18 protein-coding genes are annotated in these 17728 nt (G+C 71.6%); 16 read left to right on the forward strand and 2 right to left on the reverse strand.

The window, feature by feature from the left end; genetic code table 11:
• Window positions 1-223: 223 nt before the first annotated feature.
• Window positions 224-751 (forward strand): NADH-quinone oxidoreductase subunit B, encoded by a 528-nt coding sequence (locus BC793_RS29745; RefSeq protein ID WP_109598526.1) that lies wholly within the window; start codon window positions 224-226, stop codon window positions 749-751.
• 227 nt (window positions 752-978) lie between these two features.
• On the opposite strand, the gene hemC is transcribed toward BC793_RS29745, so the two are convergent.
• Window positions 979-1896: a hydroxymethylbilane synthase gene (hemC, locus tag BC793_RS29750; RefSeq protein ID WP_109598528.1), complete on the reverse strand. Its 918-nt coding sequence runs from the start codon at window positions 1894-1896 to the stop codon at window positions 979-981.
• Between the two features lie 50 nt (window positions 1897-1946).
• On the opposite strand from hemC, the gene BC793_RS29755 reads away from it, so the two are divergent.
• Window positions 1947-3236 (forward strand): DUF2252 domain-containing protein, encoded by a 1290-nt coding sequence (locus tag BC793_RS29755; protein ID WP_109598530.1) that lies wholly within the window; start codon window positions 1947-1949, stop codon window positions 3234-3236.
• 79 nt (window positions 3237-3315) lie between these two features.
• On the opposite strand, the gene BC793_RS29760 is transcribed toward BC793_RS29755, so the two are convergent.
• Window positions 3316-3768: a sigma factor gene (locus tag BC793_RS29760; protein ID WP_239170298.1), complete on the reverse strand. Its 453-nt coding sequence runs from the start codon at window positions 3766-3768 to the stop codon at window positions 3316-3318.
• Window positions 3769-3832: 64 nt separating this feature from the next.
• Between BC793_RS29760 and BC793_RS29765 the strand changes: the two genes are divergently transcribed.
• The 14 genes from BC793_RS29765 to BC793_RS29830 all read left to right on the forward strand — a co-directional run bounded on the left by BC793_RS29765 (window position 3833) and on the right by BC793_RS29830 (window position 17159).
• Window positions 3833-4486 carry an NADH-quinone oxidoreductase subunit C gene (locus tag BC793_RS29765; protein WP_109598534.1) on the forward strand — a complete coding sequence of 218 codons (654 nt, stop codon included), beginning with the start codon at window positions 3833-3835 and terminating at the stop codon, window positions 4484-4486.
• Window positions 4486-5442 carry an NADH-quinone oxidoreductase subunit NuoH gene (gene nuoH, locus BC793_RS29770; RefSeq protein ID WP_109598536.1) on the forward strand — a complete coding sequence of 319 codons (957 nt, stop codon included), beginning with the start codon at window positions 4486-4488 and terminating at the stop codon, window positions 5440-5442. The genes BC793_RS29765 and nuoH overlap by 1 nt, the downstream gene beginning before the upstream one ends.
• Before the next feature lie 123 nt (window positions 5443-5565).
• Window positions 5566-6219 carry a NuoI/complex I 23 kDa subunit family protein gene (locus BC793_RS29775; RefSeq protein WP_109598538.1) on the forward strand — a complete coding sequence of 218 codons (654 nt, stop codon included), beginning with the start codon at window positions 5566-5568 and terminating at the stop codon, window positions 6217-6219.
• Complete coding sequence (locus tag BC793_RS29780) at window positions 6216-6794, forward strand: NADH-quinone oxidoreductase subunit J family protein (protein ID WP_239170299.1); 579 nt, start codon at window positions 6216-6218, stop codon at window positions 6792-6794. The genes BC793_RS29775 and BC793_RS29780 overlap by 4 nt, the downstream gene beginning before the upstream one ends.
• Window positions 6794-7165, forward strand: a complete 372-nt coding sequence (locus BC793_RS29785) for an NADH-quinone oxidoreductase subunit NuoK (RefSeq protein ID WP_109598540.1) — start codon at window positions 6794-6796, stop codon at window positions 7163-7165. The genes BC793_RS29780 and BC793_RS29785 overlap by 1 nt, the downstream gene beginning before the upstream one ends.
• Window positions 7162-9075, forward strand: a complete 1914-nt coding sequence (locus BC793_RS29790) for an NADH-quinone oxidoreductase subunit 5 family protein (RefSeq protein WP_109598542.1) — start codon at window positions 7162-7164, stop codon at window positions 9073-9075. Before BC793_RS29785 ends, BC793_RS29790 begins: the two co-directional genes overlap by 4 nt.
• Complete coding sequence (locus tag BC793_RS29795) at window positions 9075-10592, forward strand: complex I subunit 4 family protein (RefSeq protein ID WP_109598544.1); 1518 nt, start codon at window positions 9075-9077, stop codon at window positions 10590-10592. Before BC793_RS29790 ends, BC793_RS29795 begins: the two co-directional genes overlap by 1 nt.
• 37 nt (window positions 10593-10629) lie before the next feature.
• Window positions 10630-12117 (forward strand): NADH-quinone oxidoreductase subunit N, encoded by a 1488-nt coding sequence (locus tag BC793_RS29800; RefSeq protein WP_109598546.1) that lies wholly within the window; start codon window positions 10630-10632, stop codon window positions 12115-12117.
• Window positions 12118-12539: 422 nt separating this feature from the next.
• Complete coding sequence (htpX, locus tag BC793_RS29805; RefSeq protein WP_109598548.1) at window positions 12540-13406, forward strand: zinc metalloprotease HtpX; 867 nt, start codon at window positions 12540-12542, stop codon at window positions 13404-13406.
• 106 nt (window positions 13407-13512) lie between these two features.
• Window positions 13513-14769: an MFS transporter gene (locus tag BC793_RS29810; RefSeq protein WP_109598550.1), complete on the forward strand. Its 1257-nt coding sequence runs from the start codon at window positions 13513-13515 to the stop codon at window positions 14767-14769.
• 69 nt (window positions 14770-14838) lie between these two features.
• On the forward strand, window positions 14839-15231 hold the full coding sequence (locus BC793_RS29815; protein ID WP_109598552.1) for a DUF1707 SHOCT-like domain-containing protein: 393 nt from the start codon (window positions 14839-14841) through the stop codon (window positions 15229-15231).
• A 7-nt stretch (window positions 15232-15238) separates the two neighbouring features.
• Window positions 15239-16249, forward strand: a complete 1011-nt coding sequence (locus tag BC793_RS29820; protein WP_109598554.1) for an LLM class flavin-dependent oxidoreductase — start codon at window positions 15239-15241, stop codon at window positions 16247-16249.
• Complete coding sequence (locus BC793_RS51685) at window positions 16246-16482, forward strand: GNAT family N-acetyltransferase (RefSeq protein ID WP_239170300.1); 237 nt, start codon at window positions 16246-16248, stop codon at window positions 16480-16482. Before BC793_RS29820 ends, BC793_RS51685 begins: the two co-directional genes overlap by 4 nt.
• The gene (locus BC793_RS29830) at window positions 16479-17159 is read left to right on the forward strand and encodes an MOSC domain-containing protein (RefSeq protein ID WP_109598556.1); all 681 of its coding nucleotides are present in this window, start codon (window positions 16479-16481) and stop codon (window positions 17157-17159) included. Before BC793_RS51685 ends, BC793_RS29830 begins: the two co-directional genes overlap by 4 nt.
• The last annotated feature ends 569 nt before the right edge of the window (window positions 17160-17728 follow it).

Consider the following 17728-nt stretch of genomic DNA (forward strand, 5'->3'; position numbering starts at 1 on the left):
AGTCGGCGCCTTCGGTGGGCGCACTGTGCACGGCCGGGACTTGACCCTCCAGCAGGAGCAGCGTGACCTAGGGATTCTCGCCGCCGCCGGTCGCTGGAGCCGGTCGGCCGCACCCGGGCGCACTACCACGTCGAGGGACCGAATCTTCCGGTTCGGGTGCTGGAGACGGCTCGCACGCCGATGACGCTGAGCCGGCGGTACCCGGATGCGTTAGGTTGACCGGATGGCCGGTCTGCCAGGAGTGCTCGGGGAACCCATCCGGTTCGTGCTGAACTGGGGGCGCCGCTACTCCCTCTGGGTGTTCAATTTCGGTCTGGCCTGCTGTGCCATTGAGTTCATCGCGTCCAGCATGGCCCGGCATGACTTCATGCGGCTCGGGGTGATCCCGTTCGCGCACGGGCCACGACAGGCCGACCTCATGGTGGTGTCCGGCACGGTCACCGACAAGATGGCGCCGGCGATCAAGCGGCTCTACGACCAGATGCCCGAGCCGAAGTATGTGATCTCGTTCGGCTCCTGCTCGAACTGCGGCGGGCCCTACTGGGATTCGTATTCGGTGACCAAGGGCGTCGACCAGATCATCCCGGTGGACGTCTACGTGCCCGGTTGCCCGCCGCGGCCGGAGGCGCTCCTGCACGGCATCCTGCGTCTCCAGGAGAAGATCGCCGCCGAGCAGTCCGGTCCGGGCGGTGTCCACCGGCCCGACCCGCTGGCGCTGACCGCCCCGCTGGTGAAACCGCCGACGAAGTAGAGCGGCGCACCAGGGCCGACGGCAAGCGCGAAGCAAGGCGGCGCGAAGCAAGGCAGCGGGCAGGCAACGCGAAGCAGGGCGGCGGGTCAGAGCCGGCAGGCAACGCGAAGCAGGGCGGCGGGTCAGAGCCGGCAGGCAACGCGAAGCAGGGCCAGCAGGTCAGGGCCGACGGCAAGCGCGAAGCCGAGCCGGCCCGAGGCGGCCGGACCGGCGACGACGAGCAGCAGCTAGCCGAGGATCTCCCGGGCGCCCTGCCGGAGCAGGGACGCGGCGACCGACGTGCCCAGTACGACCGGGTCGGCGGCCCACTCGTGGGCGTCCAGCACCGTCTTGCCGTCCAGACTGATCACCCGGGCCCGCAGGCTGATCCGCCCGTCCGGCTCGGTACGCGCGTAGCCGCCGATCGGGGAGCTGCAGCTGCCCTGAAGGATGTGCAGCATGGTGCGCTCGGCCTCGGTCTCCTGCCCGGTCCGACGGTCGGCGAGCGCCTCCGCGATCTCCAGCGCCGCCTCGTCGTCCTGCCGGCACTGCAACACGAGGGTCCCGCTGCCGACGGCGGGTACGAACGTGTCCACGTCGATCGGCTGGCCGACGCGTTCCGGCATGCCGATCCGGTGCAGTCCGGCGACGGCCAGGAGCAGCACGTCGTATTCGCCGGCGTCGAGCCGGGCCAGGCGGGAGTTGGCGTTTCCGCGGATCGGCACGGCGGTGAGGTGTGGCCAGTGCAGGGCGAGCTGGGCGATCCGGCGGACCGCCGACGTGCCGACGCGGGTGCCGGCGGGCAGGTCCTCGATCCGGCGGCCGGCCGGGTCGACGAGGCAGTCGCGTACGTCGTCGCGGGCGAGGTAGGCGGCGAACACGGTGCCGGCGGGGGCGGGCCGGTCGCCGGGGACGTCCTTGACACAGTGCACGGCGAGGTCGGCCCGTCCGTCGAGGAGCGCCTGGTCGACCTCTTTGGTGAACGCGCCCTTGCCGCCCAGCTCGGACAGCGCGCCCTGCCACCGGTCGCCGCTGGTGGTGAGCGGCACGACCTCGACGGTGATCTCGGGCCGGCGGGCGGCGAGTATCCGCCGGACACGCTCGACCTGGGCGAGGGCCATGGGGGAGGAGCGGGTGCCGATACGCAGCAGGCGTGAAGCGGACATAGCGGAAAGGGTAACCGCTGGCATACTCGGGCTGAGTAACGTGACCCGGTATGAGAGCCGAGTTCATCATCGAGGTTCTGACCCGCGAGTTCGGCGAGCTGATGGCGCTCGACCCGGCCGCGTTCCGCCGCAAGTTCCGAAAGATGGCGGCGTCACCGTTCGCGTTCTACCGGGGCAGCGCCTCGCTGTTCTACGCTGACCTGAGCGGCGACTACCGCGACGACAGTTTTCTCGACGAGCGGACCAGCCGGGTGTGGATCCACGGTGACCTGCACGCGGAGAACTTCGGGACGTACATGAACTCGTCCGGCCGGCTGGTCTTCAACGTCAACGACTTCGACGAGGCGTATGTCGGGCCGTACAGCTGGGATCTGAAGCGTTTCTCGGCGAGTGTCGCGCTGATCGGGTATTCGAAGGCGCTCTCCGACGACAGCATCACGGCGCTGGTGACCGAGTTCGCCCGCTCCTATCTGACCGAGTTGCGGGCGATCGCGCACGGCGGCGACGACGCGATCGGCTCGATCACCCTGGAGAACGCGACCGGTGTGCTGCGCCGGGTGTTGCAGGAGGCCCGGCTGAACACCCGGGTCGACCTGCTCAGCCAGCAGACCACGATCGACGACTACGAACGCCGGTTCTCGATCGGTGACGGGGTCTACGACGTGGATTCGGGCATGCACGCGTCGGTCATGGAGGCGTTCGACCGCTATCTGGCCACGCTTCCACAGCAGACCCGGCCGGTCTCGCTGCACATCAAGGACATCAAACTGCGCAAGGGCGTCGGTATCGGCTCGGCCGGCCTGCCGTCGTACAACCTGCTGCTGGAGGGGCACACCGAGGCCCTGGAGAACGACGTCGTCATCTACATGAAGCAGGCGCAGGTCCCGGCGGTGGCCCGCTGGATCGACGACGACCGGGTACGCGGTTACTTCCGGCATCAGGGGCACCGGACCGCCGAGTCGCAGCGGGCCCTCCAGGCACACGCCGACCCGTGGCTCGGGTTCACCGAGCTGAACGGGGTGGGGCAGTTGGTGGCGGAGGTGTCGCCGTACGCCGCCGATCTGGACTGGTCGGACGTGAACGAGCCGGAGGAACTGGCCGCGGTGATCGCCGACCTGGGCCGTGCGGTGGCCCGGATGCATTCGGTCGCCGACGACGAGTCCAGTCACGACCTGGTGGACTTCTCCACCGAGGAGGCGATCGTCGCGGTCGTCGACAAGGACGAGCCCGGTTTCGTCCAGCACCTGGTCGAGTTCGCGCACAAGTACGGTGACCAGGCCCGCGAGGACCATCAGGACTTCGTCGACGTGTTCCGCAACGGCCGCCTCCCCGGCCTGTGAGTGCCGTCAGCGGATGATCAGCGCCCAGGCGACGGTGCCGATCGTCCCGGTTCTGTTGTCGTAGTGCTCCCGCGGCAGGTCAGCGCCAGGTCGTACCGCTCCGAGTCGGGGAACTCGGCATGCCAGCCGTATCCGCCGAAGTCGTGGCCCGGCGCTGAGCCGGCGGCAGGGTGCCGAGCGCGGCGACGAGGGCGACCCGCTCCGGCCCCGGCCCGTCGGTGTGCGGCTCGTCCGGGCGCTGCCGGCGCAGGAAGTTCAGTGCGGTGCGGGTCCGGCGCCACCGGCTGACGGCGAGATTCCAGGCGACCCGGCGGATCCAGGCGACCGGATCGTCGTACCGGGCGATCGTGTTCCACTTGGCCAGGGCACGGCAGAACGCCTCCTGGGCGACGTCCTGTGCCTCCTGACGGTCACCGAAGTAGGCGTACAGCTGCACGGCGAGGTCGGTGTAACTCGCGGCGTACACCTCGTCGAACGTGGGCGGATCGGGATCGGCCGTGATGCCTGCCTCCCGTGCGGCTATGACGGTCACGAGGACTACACGCGGTCGCCCGGCGGAACGTTGCATCCGGGCCCCGGATCATAGGATGACGGGCATGACGCCCGAAGAGGTCGGTGAACGCCTGGTCCACCTGCTGGCGACCGACGACCCGGAGAAGGGCACCGTCACCACCGAGGTCTCCGGCGGCGGACCGCGCCACGCCCGCGCCGTGGTCGACGTGCCGGTGGCCCGCTGGTGGTTCGCCGCCGAGGCGGCCCGCGATGCCGGTGCGCTGGGCTTCGACTTCTTCGACTGGCTCTCCGCGGTGGACGAGCTGGACGGTGGCTTCTCGGTGGTCGCGCACCTCTGGTCGACCCGCCGCCGGCACGGGGTGCTGCTGCGCACCCGGGTGTCGCGCCAGGACCCGGAGGTGGAGTCGCTGGTGGACCTCTATCCCGGCGCCACCTGGCACGAGCGGGAGACGTTCGAGATGTTCGGCATCACGTTCGCCCGCCACCCCGACCTGCGCCCGCTGCTGCTGCCCCCGGGATTCGAGGGTCATCCGCTGCGCAAGGAGTTCGTCCTGGCGGCCCGGGTGGCCAAGCCGTGGCCGGGCGCCAAGGAGCCGGGGGAGTCGGAGGGCGGCGGCGCCAAACGGGCACCGGTGCGCCCGCCCGGCGTCCCGGATCCGAACGAGTGGGGCCCGCTGAAAGGCCAGGCTCCGCCGGCACCGGAACGGGAACGGCGTGCTCCGAGGAGGACGGAGTGATGCCGCTCTGGCTGGATCTGCTGATCCGGGTCGCCGCCGTGCTGGCCGGTTTCCTGGTGCTGCCGCTGGTCGTGGGGCAGGCCGAGCACAAGGTGATGGCGCACATGCAGGGCCGCGTCGGTCCGATGTATGCGGGTGCCTTCCACGGCTGGGCCCAGTTGATCGCCGACGGGGTGAAGTTCGTCCAGAAGGAGGACATCACCCCGCACGACGCGGACCGGACGGTGTTCCGGCTGGCCCCGATCGTGGCCCTCTTCCCGTACCTGGTGGTCGTGATGACCATCCCGATCGGGCCGGGCCTGGTGGCGCAGAGCCTGGACATCGGCCTGTTCCTGGTCCTGGCGGTGCTCGGCATCGGCGTGGTGGCGGTGCTGATGTCGGCGTGGGCGTCGGCCAACAAGTACAGCCTGCTCGGTGGGGTCCGCGGCGCCGCCCAGCTGCTGGGTTACGAACTTCCGCTGGTGCTGGCGGCGGCGAGCGTGGCGATGGCGGCCGGCACGCTGAGCCTGCCCGGCATCGTCGAGGCGTGGCAGCCGTGGTGGCTGATCTGGCAGGCCCCGGCCGGCCTGGTCTTCTTCATCGCGGGCCTGGCCGAGATCCGCCGACCGCCGTTCGACATGCCGATCGCCGACTCCGAGCTGGTCTTCGGCTACATGACCGAGTACACGGGTCTGCGGTTCGCGTTCTTCCTGCTCGCCGAATACGTCGGCATCGTGGTGATCGCGGCGCTGACCACGGTGCTGTTCCTCGGCGGCTGGCACGGGCCGATGGAGGATCAGCTCGGCTGGCTCTGGACGCTGCTGAAGATCGGCGCCCTGTCCTTCGTGATCATCTGGCTCCGGGTCACCTTCCCCCGCATGCGCGAGGATCAGCTCCAGCGTCTCTGCTGGCTGGTCCTGGTGCCCGTCGCCCTCGCCCAGCTGGTCCTGACCGTCGCCGTGAAGGCCCTGACCTAGACATGCGCCGACGGGGGCATGTCGCACGACTAGGCACTCTACCGGAAGATCCGTCCCACCCGAGGTCGCGCGGGATCACTCAACGGGGCAGGATGGTCCCTTGTGAGTGAGAACGGTGAGCGCATGATGCCCGGCAAGGGCCTGCTCGACGGGCTCGCCGTGACGCTGAAGACCCTGACGCGGCGCGCCGGCACCCAGCAGTACCCGGACGTGCAGCCCGATCTGCCACCGCGCTCCCGCGGGGTGATCGCGCTGTCGGAGGAGAACTGCACGGTCTGCATGCTCTGCGCCCGCGAGTGCCCCGACTGGTGCATCTACATCGACTCGCACAAGGAGGAGGTCGTCGTCCCCGGCGCGGCGCGCGCCCGGCAGCGCAACGTGCTCGACCGATTCGACATCGACTTCTCCCTCTGCATGTACTGCGGGATCTGCATCGAGGTCTGCCCGTTCGACGCGCTGCACTGGACGCCCGAGTTCGAGTACGCCGAGACCGACGTCCTCGACCTGCTGCACGACAAGAACCGGCTGGGCGAGTGGATGCGCACGGTGCCGCCGCCGCCGGCGCACGACGTCCTCGGCGAACCTTCCAAGGAGGAGGCCACCGCGGCGCGCAAGGCAGCCGGTCCGGGCGCGGCCACCGCCGCGAAGACCGCAAGACCCGCAGCGGTACGCACCACCCCTGGCACACCCGCAGCCCCGGCCCCCCCGCCGACGCCGGTGACCCCACCGGAACCACGACCCTCGGCGGAGGAACCCGGCCCGGAGGCGGGCCGGTGACCGTCGCCGACGTGCTGCTGCTCGCGCTCGGCGCCGTCGCCGTCGGCGCGGGCTTCCTGGTCGTCACCAGCGCCCATCTGGTCCGCTCGGGTCTGTACCTGGTCGTCAGCCTGGGCGCGATCGCCGGCCTCTACCTGGTCCTCGGTGCCGAGCTGGTCGCCTGGGTGCAGATCCTGGTCTACGTCGGTGCGGTGGTGGTGCTGCTGCTGTTCGCCGTGATGCTGACCCGCGCCCCGATCGGCCCGTCCCCCGACCTGGACCGTCCGGCGGTCCCGGCCGTCCTGGTCGGCGGCGGCGCCGGTCTGGGCCTGGCCGCCCTGTTCGCCGACGCCTTCCGCTGGGTGCGCTATCCGGCCCCGGAGCCGGGCACCGCCGAGCGGGTCGGTGAGCAGATCTTCGGCGCCTGGGTGCTGCCGTTCGAGGTGCTGTCGATCCTGCTGCTGTCCGCCCTGGTCGGCGCGATCGTGCTGTCCCGCCCGGACATCGGCGCCCGCACCCCGGCCGTCGCCGAAGAGCACGAGGCCGTCGCCGAACAGAACAAGGCCGTCGCCGAAGAGCACGGACAGGAGGTCTGATGCACGTCGTCATCCCGTACGTCGTCGGCGCCCTGCTCTTCGGTCTGGGTGTCTACGGCGTCCTGCGCCGGCGCAATGCGATCCTGGTCCTGATGGCCGTCGAGCTGATGCTGAACGCGGTCAACCTGATCCTGGTCACCGCCGACGTGTCCCTGCGGTCGGCGCTGACCGGCGTGGTGGTCGAGTCGTGGGCCCGTCCCGGCTCGGCGGCTCCCGGGACCGGCGGTGTGCTGGCCCTGTTCGTGATCGTGCTGGCCGCCGCCGAGGTGGGTGTCGGCCTGGCGATCATCCTCCAGTACTACCGGATGCGCCGGGCGGTCGTGGTCGACGACGTGCGGCTGGACGCGGACGAGGAACGGGTGGCCGGGTGAGCGTCGACGTTGCCGGGCCGCTGCTTCCCCTCGTACCCCTGCTCCTGGGTCTGATTGGTCTGGCCCTGCCCCCGGGTGACGGTGACCGGAACCGCCGCCGTCTCGCCGCCGGAATCGGTGTCACCGGCGCCGCGGTCGCCCTGCTGCTCGCGTTCCGCCTGGTCCTGGATCCGGCGCAGTCGTCCGACGGGTGGGACACCGGTCTCACGCTGGCCGTGATCGGCGACCTGGAGGTGCGATTCAGCACGCTCGTCGACGCCGCGGCCGCCTACGTGGCGCTGGCCGTCACCGCGGTCGCCCTGTGCGTGCAGATCTACTCGATCACCTACCTGCACGACGACCCCCGCTACGCGCCGTACGCCGCCCAGGTCAGTCTCTTCACCGGAGCGATGCTCCTGGTCGTCGCCGGCAGCGACCTGATCCTCATGCTGATCGGCTGGGAGGTGATGGGCGCCTGCTCCTACCTGCTGATCGGCCACGATCGACGGCTGCCGGAGGCGCCCGCCGCCGCGGTGAAGGCGTTCCTGGTGACCCGGATCGGCGACATCGGCTTCCTGCTCGGCATCGCCGTCCTGGTCGCCGACGCGAAGAGCACCTACCTGCCCGACGTGCTCGCCCACGACTACTCGCCGGGCACGCTGACCGCCGCGCTGCTGCTGATCCTGGCCGGGGTGGCCGGCAAGAGCGCCCAGTTCCCGCTGCACACCTGGCTGCCGGACGCGATGGCCGGCCCCACCCCGATCTCCGCGCTGATCCACGCGGCCACCATGGTCGCGGCCGGCGTCTACGTGGTGTTCCGGCTCTTCCCGCTCTACGCGCAGTCCCCGGCCGCCCTGGCGACGCTGGCCGTGATGGCCTCGGTGACCATCCTGATCGGCGCGCTGTCGGCGACCGCCCAGGACGACCTGAAACGGGTCCTGGCCTGGTCGACGGTCTCGCAGATCGGCTACATGACCGGTGCCCTGGCCGTCGGCTCGCCCGCCGCCGCCCTGTTCCATCTGCTCACCCACGCCGCGTTCAAGGCGCTGCTGTTCCTCGCGGCGGGCGCGGTGATCCACGCGGTCGGCACCAACCTGCTGTCCCGGATGGGTGGCCTGCGCCCGCACATGCCGGTCACGTTCTGGTCGTTCGCGATCGGGCTGGGTGCGCTCGCCGGCCTGCCGCCGCTCTCCGGTTTCTGGTCCAAGGAGAATGTGCTGACCGCGGCCGCCCACGCCACCGAGGGCGGGGAGACCGCACCGGCCTGGGCCGCCTGGCTGGTGTGGCTGGCCGCGCTGCTCTCCGTCGGGGTCACCGCCTGGTATGCGACGCGGCTGTTCCTGCGCGCGTTCTTCGGCCCGTCCCGCGCGCCCGGCCCGTACGGCCCGGCCTGGGAGGTCGGCTTCGACGACGCCCGCTATCAGGTCCCGGCCGCCCCGCACGACCCGCCGGCCCCGATGCGCTGGCCGCTGATCCTGCTGGCGATCCCGGCCGCCCTGCTCGGGCTGGCCGCCTTCGCTCCCGGCTTCCGGACCGCGCTCGAACTCGACGACCCGCACCTGGGCGTCGCCGTCGCCCTGCCGATGCTGCTGCTCGCCACCGGTGCCGGCACGGCGTGGTGGCTGTGGTGGGCCGTCCCCGGCGCCGACCCGGCTCTCGCGCTGGGCCGCGCCGGGCCGTTCCTGGCCGCCGGGTTCCGGCTCGACGACGTGCAGCACCGGCTCGTGGTCCGCCCGGCCGAGGCGCTCGCCCGCTGGGCCACCACCGGCGACACCCGGATCGTCGACGCTGCCGTCATGGGCACCGGAACCGGCACGTCCCGCGCGGGTGACGCGCTCAAGGAGGCACACCGGCTGCCGCTGCCGGCCGCCGCGGTCGCCGTCTGCGCCGCGGCCCTGCTGCTCGGCGCCATCGCCTGGTGGGGAGCCTGATGTACCGCGACTACGTAGAACCCGCCTGGTCCGCCCCGCAGCTGCTGCTCATCGCACTGCTCCTGGTGCCGGCGCTGGGGGCGATCGTGGTCGCCCTGGCCCCGGCCGCCCGGTCCCGGCTCGTCGCCGGCGCCTTCGCCACGGTCACGTTCGTGCTGTCGGTGCTGCCGATCCTGATGCGACCGAACGATTTCGGCTGGTTCGCCTACGGGCCGGCGGACCGGCCGCCGCTGGTGCCCTGGATCGACCTGGACCTGCCGTGGGTGCCAGCCCTCGGACTGGAGTTCCACCTCGGCGTCGACGGGGTGTCCTACCCGTTGATCGTGCTCACCGGGCTGCTCACGGCGCTGTGCTGTGCGTACACCAAAAAGAAGGGCCTGGCCGCGCTCCTGCTGGTCCTCGAGGTGGGTGTGCTCGGCACCTTCCTGGCCCTGGACCTGATCCTGTTCTTCCTGTTCTTCGAGGTCGTGCTCCTGCCGATGTACGCCGTGATCGCCGGCTGGGGTGGCCCGAACCGCCGTGCCGCGGCCCGCAAGTTCGTCCTCTACACGCTGGCCGGCTCGGTCCTGCTGCTGCTCGGTGTCCTGCTCGTCGTCACGAAGGCGGGCACCGGCGACCTGATCCTGCTCACCGGCTCCCCACACCTCGACCGCACCACCCAGTACGCGGCGTTCGCCCTGCTGGCCGTCGCGTTCGCGGTGAAGGCCCCGCTCTGGCCACTGCACACCTGGCTGCCCGACGCGCACACCGAGGCCCCGACCGTCGGCTCGGTGATCCTGGCCGGGGTGCTGCTGAAGATGGGCACCTACGGACTGATCCGGGTCGGCCTGGGCGTCGCCCCCGACGGTGCCGCCTGGGCCTCCCCGGTCCTCGGCATCCTGGCCGTCATCGCGATCATCGTGGGTGCCCTGATCTGTCTGCGCCAGACCGAGCTGAAACGCCTGATCGCCTACTCCAGCGTCGGCCACATGGGTTTCGTGCTGCTCGGCATCGCCACCCTGTCGGTCGCCGGCATCCAGGCCGCCCTCCTCGGCAACATCGCCCACGGCCTGATCACCGGCCTGCTGTTCTTCCTCGCCGGGACGATCAAGGATCGGGCCGGCACCGGATCCCTCAACCAGCTGAGCGGCCTCCGCGAGACCGCTCCGCGCCTGGCCGCGCTACTCGGCTTCGCCGCCATCGCGTCGCTGGGACTGCCCGGCCTGGCCGGTTTCTGGGGCGAGGCGTTCGCGGTGATCGCCGCGGTCGACCGGGGCGGCCCCTTCTGGCTGACCCTCGCCGCGGTCGCCGCGATCGGTGGCGCCCTGACCGCCGCCTACTTCCTGCGCCTGCTGCGCCGGGTGACCCACGGTCCGGCCACCCCGGAGGTACGGTCCCTGAGCCCCGCCATCACCGGAACCGAATGGCTCGCCTGGTCGCCGCTGATCCTGCTGACCCTGGCCATCGGCGTCGCCCCCGCCCTGGTCCTGTCCGACACGGCCCAGCCGCTGACCACCCTCCTGGGAATCCGGCCGTGACCGGAACCCCCGACGTCGACCTGCCCGGAGTGCGCCGATGAGAAGTCAGGCCGTCGACCACATCGCGTTGCTGCCGCTCTACGTCGCCGCCGGCACCGCCGTCCTCGCCCTGCTGGCCGACCTGTTCACCGGGAAACGGCCGGCGATCATCGGTACGACCGTCGTCGGCGCGATCGTCACCGCGGCCTGCGCGCTCGCCGTCGGCCCGTGGGACCCGACCTTCTGCGCCACCGGCGGCTGCTCCTGGGTGCCGACCTGGCCGGCCGCGGTGACCGCGGCCCTGTTCGGCGCCCTGACCGCCGCCGTCCTCGCCTTCTCGGTGCCCGCACTGCGGATCGGTGCCGCCCCCGCCGGTGAGTACTGTTTCCTGCTCGCGTGCTCGATGACCGGCGGCGTGACCGTCGCCTACGCCGGTGACCTGCTCACCCTGATCGTCGGCCTGGAGACCCTCACCCTCCCGCTGTACGTCCTGGTCGGCCTCCGCCGCTACGCCCCGATCGAGCGCCCGAGCACCCGCCCGGCCGAAGCCTCGGTCATGTTCTTCCTGATCAGCGTCATCTCGACGGCCATCGCCCTGCTCGGGATCGCCCTGAACTATGCCGCCACCGGAACCGTCCACCTGGCCCTGCTCGGCCCCGCCACCACCCCGTTCGCCGCGCTCGCCGGAGTCGGCGCGGCCCTGCTGGTGATCGGCCTCGCGTTCAAGGTCGCCGCGGTGCCGCTGCACGCCTGGGCTCCCGGCACCTACGACGGCGCCCCGATACCGGTCGCCGCCTATCTCTCCACCGCCTCCAAGCTCGGTGGCGTCCTGGCCCTGGCCGCCGTCGTGGCCCACCTGGACACGGGAGCGGTGATGTCGGCCCTGGCCGTCCTCACGATGACCGTCGGCAACCTGGTCGCCCTACGACAGACCCGGATGGTCCGGCTGCTCGCCTGGTCCTCGGTGGCGCAGGCCGGCTACATCCTGGCGGCTCTGGCGATGGGCGCACCCGGCGTGCCGGCGGCCCTCGCCTACGCGGTCTTCTTCGTCGTCCTGGAGTCGATCGCGTTCGGCGTGGTCGTGGCCCTGCGCCCGCCCGTGACGCTCATCCCCACCGCGGAACAGGCCGAAGCCGACGGCGGAACCCTGGCGGACTTCCGCGGCGCGGCCCGTCGCCACCCCTGGCTGGGTGCCGTGTTCGTGCTGGCGATGGCCGGGCTGGCGGGCCTCCCACCGGGGCTGGCCGGCCTGTTCGCGAAGGTCTCGGTGGTCGAATCCCTGGTGGCCGAGGGCTGGATCTGGCTGGCCGCGGTGGTGGTGGTCAACGCGGTGATCGCGCTGGCCTACTACGTCCGGGTGTCCGCCCTGCTCTACACCGTTCCGGAACACCCCGGCATCCACGTGGCCGACCCCGGCCTGATCTACGACGCCACCCACCCCCGCCACCGGGTGGCCACCCCGGTCGCCGCCGCCCTGACGGTGGCGACCGTGACGGCCGTGGTGCTCGGCTTCGCCCCCCAGCTGCTCCTGAACGCTCTCACGTAGCCCGCACACCCCGCGGCCGGCCCGCACGTGACCCACCGACCCGCGGCTGGCTCGCCCACCGGCCCCGGCTGGCTCGCCCACAGATCTCGGCTGGTTCCCACCGCTGTCTCAGCGCTGCTGAGACAGCGGTGACGACCAGCCGAGGAAACCCCCGTGCTCCTCAGGGCCGCTGAGGCAGCGGTGACGACCAGCCGGTGACCAACGGCTTCAGCCCGGCGGCCGCGCCACGGTCCGGCACCGCGCCTGCCTCGCGGGGGAGCCACGTGACCGGTGGGTGCGGTTGCCGGTGGCGTACGGCGTACCACCGCTGTCGCTCTTGATGGGGTGTTCAGCGAAGTCACAGCGCGCACACGGATGAACACGAAGGCAACCGATGTTCCGTGGAATGCGGGTCACGAGCCCGCAAGCCGAAGGAGTGAAAGTTGTCCAGCCATCACAACGGCCTCAAGACGGCCGCTCTGCTGGGTCTGCTCACCGGCCTCATCCTGGCCGTGGGTTACTGGCTCGGCGGCAGTACCGGTCTGGTGCTCGCCGTGTTCGTCTCGCTGGTGGTGAATGCCGTCAGCTACTTCTATTCCGACAGGATCGCGCTCCGGGCGATGCGCGCCCGCCCGGTGACCGAGGCGGAGCTGCCGGGACTGTATGCGATCGTGCGGGAGCTGGCTCAGGCAGCCGGCCAGCCGATGCCGAGGCTCTACGTCTCGCCGGCGATGCAGCCGAACGCCTTCGCGACCGGCCGCGATCCGCAGCACGCCGCGGTGGCGGTGACCACCGGCATCCTGAATCTGCTGGAGCCGCGTGAGATGCGGGCGGTGATCGGCCACGAGCTGTCGCACGTCTACAACCGCGACATCCTCATCTCGAGTGTCGCGGCGGGCCTGGCCGGCATCGTCACGATGCTCGCGAACCTGGCGTTCTTCCTGCCGTTCGGCGGCGACGACGAGGACGGCCCGAACCCGGCGGGCCTGCTGCTGATGATGATCCTCGGCCCGCTGGCCGCGTCGATCATCCAGCTGGCGATCTCCCGCAACCGGGAGTTCCAGGCGGACGCCTCCGGTGCCACGCTGACCGGCGACCCGCTCGCCCTGGCGAGCGCCCTGGAGAAGATCCATCACGGTACGGCCCGCACGCCCCTGCCCACCGACGGACGCCTGGCGAGTTCCGCCCACCTGATGATCGCGAACCCGTTCGCGGGCGGCGGTCTGGCCGCGCTGTTCTCCACGCACCCGCCGATGGCGGAACGGGTCCGCCGTCTGCACGAACAGGCCGCCCTCACCAGGCATCGGTGACGCTGCTCATAGCCCTGCCGCCGATAATCCCGATGAGCCACCCGGCTGCCGACGTTAGCCTCGAAGAGCATTTCGCTCGTTACCGACCCGGCAGCCGGAGGCCCCTGTGACCGCGTTACGTCAGTACCTTGGCGTGTGGCAACTGCCGGGGGCGAAGGTCCTGCTGGTCGTCGGGATCCTGGCCCGTCTGGGCATCGGCATGACCCCGTTGGCGCTGCTCCTGCTGGTGGAGCAGGCGACCGGCCGCTATGCGGCGGCCGGTCTGGCCGGTGGCGTCTACGCACTGGCCGGGGCGGCGCTGAGCCCGATCGCGGGCCGGCTCGCCGACCGCATCAGCGCGGGCCCGATCCTGCTGGCGACGGCGGTGCTGCATCCGCTGGCGCTGGCCGGTCTGCTGCTGGCGAGCCGGGGCGGTGCCGGCAATCTGGAATGGATCTTCGTGGCCTCGGCGGCGGCCGGCGCCACCTATCCGCCGTCGACCGCGGCGATCCGTCGCGCGTGGACCGCCATGACCGCACCGGGCACCGGCCGGCACGAGCTGCGCTCGGCCGCGATCGCCGCCGAGACGTCCCTGTTCGAGCTGGTGTTCGTGCTCGGCCCGATGCTCGTCGCCGCGTTCCTGGTGGCCACCACCGAGCCGGCGGCCGCGTTGATCTGTGCGGGCGCGGTGACGCTCGCCGGTACGGCATGGGTGTCCCGGCTCCCGGTGATGCGCCACCGCGGCGGGTACGACCCGGGGACGGCGGCGAAGGGACTGGGCCCCCTGCGATCCGGTGGATTCCCGGCACTGCTGCTGTGTGTCGGCGCCCTCGGCACCGCGTTCGGCGCGGCCGGCGTGATCGTCCCGGCCTACGCGGCTCAGCACGGCGGCGGCGAGGCCCTCGGCGGTGTGCTGCTCGGCGTCTGGGGGATCGGCAGCGCGATCGGCGGCATCTGGTTCGGCACCCGCCGCCCGGCGATGGCGCTGTACCGGCAGTTCGCCTGGCTGCTGGCGGCGGTGTCGCTGAGTTTCCTGGTGCTGGCGTTCATGCCGGGCCCGCTGTGGCTGGGTGCCGCCCTGGTGCTCGGCGGCGCGACCATCGCACCCGCCCTGACCGTGGAGAACAGTCTGGTCGGCCGGATCGCGCCGGCCGGCATGCTGAACGAGGCGTACACCTGGATGGTCACCGTCTCGGTGGCCGGCAGTGCGGCGGGTGGCGCCCTGGCCGGTGTGATCGTCGACCAGCCGGGCGGCCTGCCCTGGTCGTTCGTGTTCGCGTCGACGGTGTTGCTGCTGGCCGCGGCGGTCGCCGCCGTCCCCGGAGGCTCGATGGCCCGCGCCGATCGGCATGCCACCGAGAGGCTCGCCGCGGACCTCGTGTGAGGGGTCGCCGGGATAGCCTGACGGTAAGCGGGTGACGAGGGGGCTGCGGTGTCCAAAGAGGTCGAAAGCATGCGCGCGGCGGACGCGGACCGCCAGCAGATCGCCGACCGGCTGAAGTTCGCGCTCGACGAGGGCCGTCTGTCGTTGCATGAGTATGACGAGCGCATCGGTTTGGCGTACGCCGCACGCACTCACGCCGAGCTGCGCGTCCTCGTGAAGGACCTGCCCCGTCCCGGGCGGGGCGCCGCCGACGGGATCCGCCGCCTGCCGACCGCCCTGATCGTGCTCTGGACGATCTTCGGTGCCCTCGCCGCGGTGAACGTCGTCGTTTACGCCCTGGTCGCCGCGTCGGTCGCGGAGTTCGTCTATCCGTGGCCGATCTGGCTGCTGGTGCCGGGGGTCGCGCTCGGCGCGGTGACCGTGGGCGTGCAGACGATCCGCACCCAGAACCGGAAAGATTGAGCCCCGCATGACCGCACCGAAACGCGTTCCGCTGTCCGTGCTCGACCTGGCCACCGTCCGCGAGGGCCACACCAGCGCCGATGCGCTGCGCGGCACCATCGAGATCGCCGCGGCCGCCGACCAGCTGGGCTTCTCCCGGTTCTGGGTGGCCGAGCACCACAACATGCCGGCGGTCGCGTCGACGTCGCCGCCGGTGCTGATCGGCGCGGTCGCGGCGCACACCCGCGACATCCGGGTCGGCTCCGGCGGCGTGATGCTGCCGAACCACATGCCGTTCGTGGTGGCCGAGCAGTTCGCCCTGCTGGAGGCGCTCTATCCGGGCCGCGTCGATCTCGGCATCGGCCGTGCACCGGGCACCGACCAGGCCACCGCGTCCGCACTGCGGGGCGTCTCGCCCTATCTGACGGTCGAGCAGTTCCCGGAGCATCTGAAGACGCTGCTCGGCCTGCTCGGCGACGACCGGGTGCCGGCCGACCGGCTGTCCGCCACTCCGGCCGCCGAGTCGTACCCCGAGGTGTGGATCCTCGGCTCGTCCACCTACGGCGCGCAGCTCGCGGCCGCGCTGGGGCTGCCGTTCTGTTTCGCGTACCACTTCGCGATGAGCTCCGATGTGGACGGCGCCCTGCGGCTGTACCGGGACGGGTACCAGCCGTCGCCGCGGTTCCCGCGCCCTTGGGTGATGGTCAGCGCGTCGGTCCTGGCCGCGGAGACGACCGAGGAGGCACAGTTCCTCGCGGGCCCGAGCCGGGTGATGGCGCTCAGTCTGCGTACCGGCCGGCTGGGCCCGATGGTGTCACCGGAGACGGCCGCCCAGCGGCAGCTGTCCGATCTGGACCGTGCGGTGCTGGAGTCACTGCCCGGCACCCAGTTCGCGGGCACCGCCGACGAGGTCGTCGCCGCCCTGGAGGATCTGGCCGACCGCACCGGCGCCGACGAACTCATGCTGGCCGGCGCCGTCTACGACCCGGCGACCCGCATCGACAGCCTGGCCCGCATCGCGAAAGCCTGGGCCCGATGACCTGGCACCTCCCCTCCGGCGTCTCGGCCTCCGCCGACAACGCCGGCCCTTCCCCACGGTCGTCGCCCGTCCGGCACACCTGGCCGCCGGCGGCGACCCGAAATGCGCTGGACGCCGGCGCGACGGGCGTGGTCCTCTTCACCGACCTGGCAAACCCGAGCAGTAACGCCCTGTACCCCCGGCCGGGCTACCGGCCGATCGAAGACCGAGCGGTGGTGGAGTTCCCCCGATGACCCTTTCTCCTTCTCCTGGCGTCGGCCGCCTGATCTCGCTGAACGTGGGCCGCTCCGAGCCGAACCCCGCGAAGGACACCGGCGGCACCGGCATCGGCAAACGCCCGGTCGACCACCCGGTGACCGTCCGCCGCCCCGGTCCGAAGAGGACCGGCCTGCACAGCGGCGTGGTCGGCGACTTCATCGGCGACATCCAACACCACGGCGGCGACGACCAGGCGTTGTACGCGTACGCCGTCGAGGACTACGCCTGGTGGTCCGCCGAACTGTCCCGTGACCTGGCACCGGGCCTGTTCGGCGAGAACCTGACCACCGAGGGCCTGGACCTCTACAACGCGGTGATCGGCGACCGCTGGCAGGTCGGCGACCAGGTGGTCCTGGAGACCACGTTCGGCCGCATCCCGTGCTCCACCTTCCAGCACCGGATGGGCGAGCCCCGCTGGACCAAACGCTTCGCCGCCTCCAACCGCACCGGCGCCTACCTGCGCATCCTCCAGGAGGGCGAGGTCACGCCCGGCGCCCGCATCGAGGTCATCGAGCGCCCCGCTCACGGTCTGACGATCGCCGAGGCGTTCGACATCTACATGCACAACACACAGCACCTGTCCCGCCTCCTGGTGGCCGACGCCCTCCCGCCCGAGATGCGGGCCGACATCGAGAAGCGCGTGGCCGGCTGAGACCAGCGCACGATTCCCACGACGGCTCCCGGCAGGATCACCCGGTCGGTGGTCCTGCCGCCCCGAGCCCGATGACCTCCGGATCCGCCCAGCACACCCCGAGACCCCGACGTGGCCCACATCGACGACCTACGCCCTGGCCGGCAGCCCGTACAACTTCGTCCGGAGCGCCGTCGCCGACTCACCCCGAGCCGACGCGCGCACCCTGGCCGCCATCCCGCTGGACGACCTGACCAGCTGGACCCGCAACCACATCCTGGCCGCCACCGCCCGCCACCCGAACGCCGACCGTCCCACCCTGCTCCAGACTCTGCACCGGACCGCGGCCCTGCTGGACCGGCCGGGCGAGCGCCCGTACGCCGCCGCCCTGGCCCTGGCCTCCCGCCCCGAGCTGACGATTCCCGAGATCCTGTCGCTGACGACCCGCCGTAACGCCTCCCGGAGGATGATCCGCGGCGTACACCGCGGCCTGTCCACCCGCGGGTGATCCCGTCCTCAGGATCGCCGAAGCCACCACGCAGACAGTCGTCTCGCCGGCGACGGCGTAGATGCGTAGTCTGCGTCGGTGA

This window comes from Actinoplanes xinjiangensis (assembly GCF_003148685.1).
Lineage (GTDB): Bacteria > Actinomycetota > Actinomycetes > Mycobacteriales > Micromonosporaceae > Actinoplanes > Actinoplanes xinjiangensis.

Coding starts and splice junctions, on each gene's coding strand:
- BC793_RS29745 (WP_109598526.1), top strand. CDS start 224: ATGGCCGGTCTGCCAGGAGTGCTCGGGGAACCCATCCGGTTCGTGCTG.
- hemC (WP_109598528.1), bottom strand. CDS start 1,896: ATGTCCGCTTCACGCCTGCTGCGTATCGGCACCCGCTCCTCCCCCATG.
- BC793_RS29755 (WP_109598530.1), top strand. CDS start 1,947: ATGAGAGCCGAGTTCATCATCGAGGTTCTGACCCGCGAGTTCGGCGAG.
- BC793_RS29765 (WP_109598534.1), top strand. CDS start 3,833: ATGACGCCCGAAGAGGTCGGTGAACGCCTGGTCCACCTGCTGGCGACC.
- nuoH (WP_109598536.1), top strand. CDS start 4,486: ATGCCGCTCTGGCTGGATCTGCTGATCCGGGTCGCCGCCGTGCTGGCC.
- BC793_RS29775 (WP_109598538.1), top strand. CDS start 5,566: ATGATGCCCGGCAAGGGCCTGCTCGACGGGCTCGCCGTGACGCTGAAG.
- BC793_RS29785 (WP_109598540.1), top strand. CDS start 6,794: ATGCACGTCGTCATCCCGTACGTCGTCGGCGCCCTGCTCTTCGGTCTG.
- BC793_RS29795 (WP_109598544.1), top strand. CDS start 9,075: ATGTACCGCGACTACGTAGAACCCGCCTGGTCCGCCCCGCAGCTGCTG.
- BC793_RS29800 (WP_109598546.1), top strand. CDS start 10,630: ATGAGAAGTCAGGCCGTCGACCACATCGCGTTGCTGCCGCTCTACGTC.
- BC793_RS29815 (WP_109598552.1), top strand. CDS start 14,839: ATGCGCGCGGCGGACGCGGACCGCCAGCAGATCGCCGACCGGCTGAAG.
- BC793_RS29820 (WP_109598554.1), top strand. CDS start 15,239: ATGACCGCACCGAAACGCGTTCCGCTGTCCGTGCTCGACCTGGCCACC.
- BC793_RS51685 (WP_239170300.1), top strand. CDS start 16,246: ATGACCTGGCACCTCCCCTCCGGCGTCTCGGCCTCCGCCGACAACGCC.
- BC793_RS29830 (WP_109598556.1), top strand. CDS start 16,479: ATGACCCTTTCTCCTTCTCCTGGCGTCGGCCGCCTGATCTCGCTGAAC.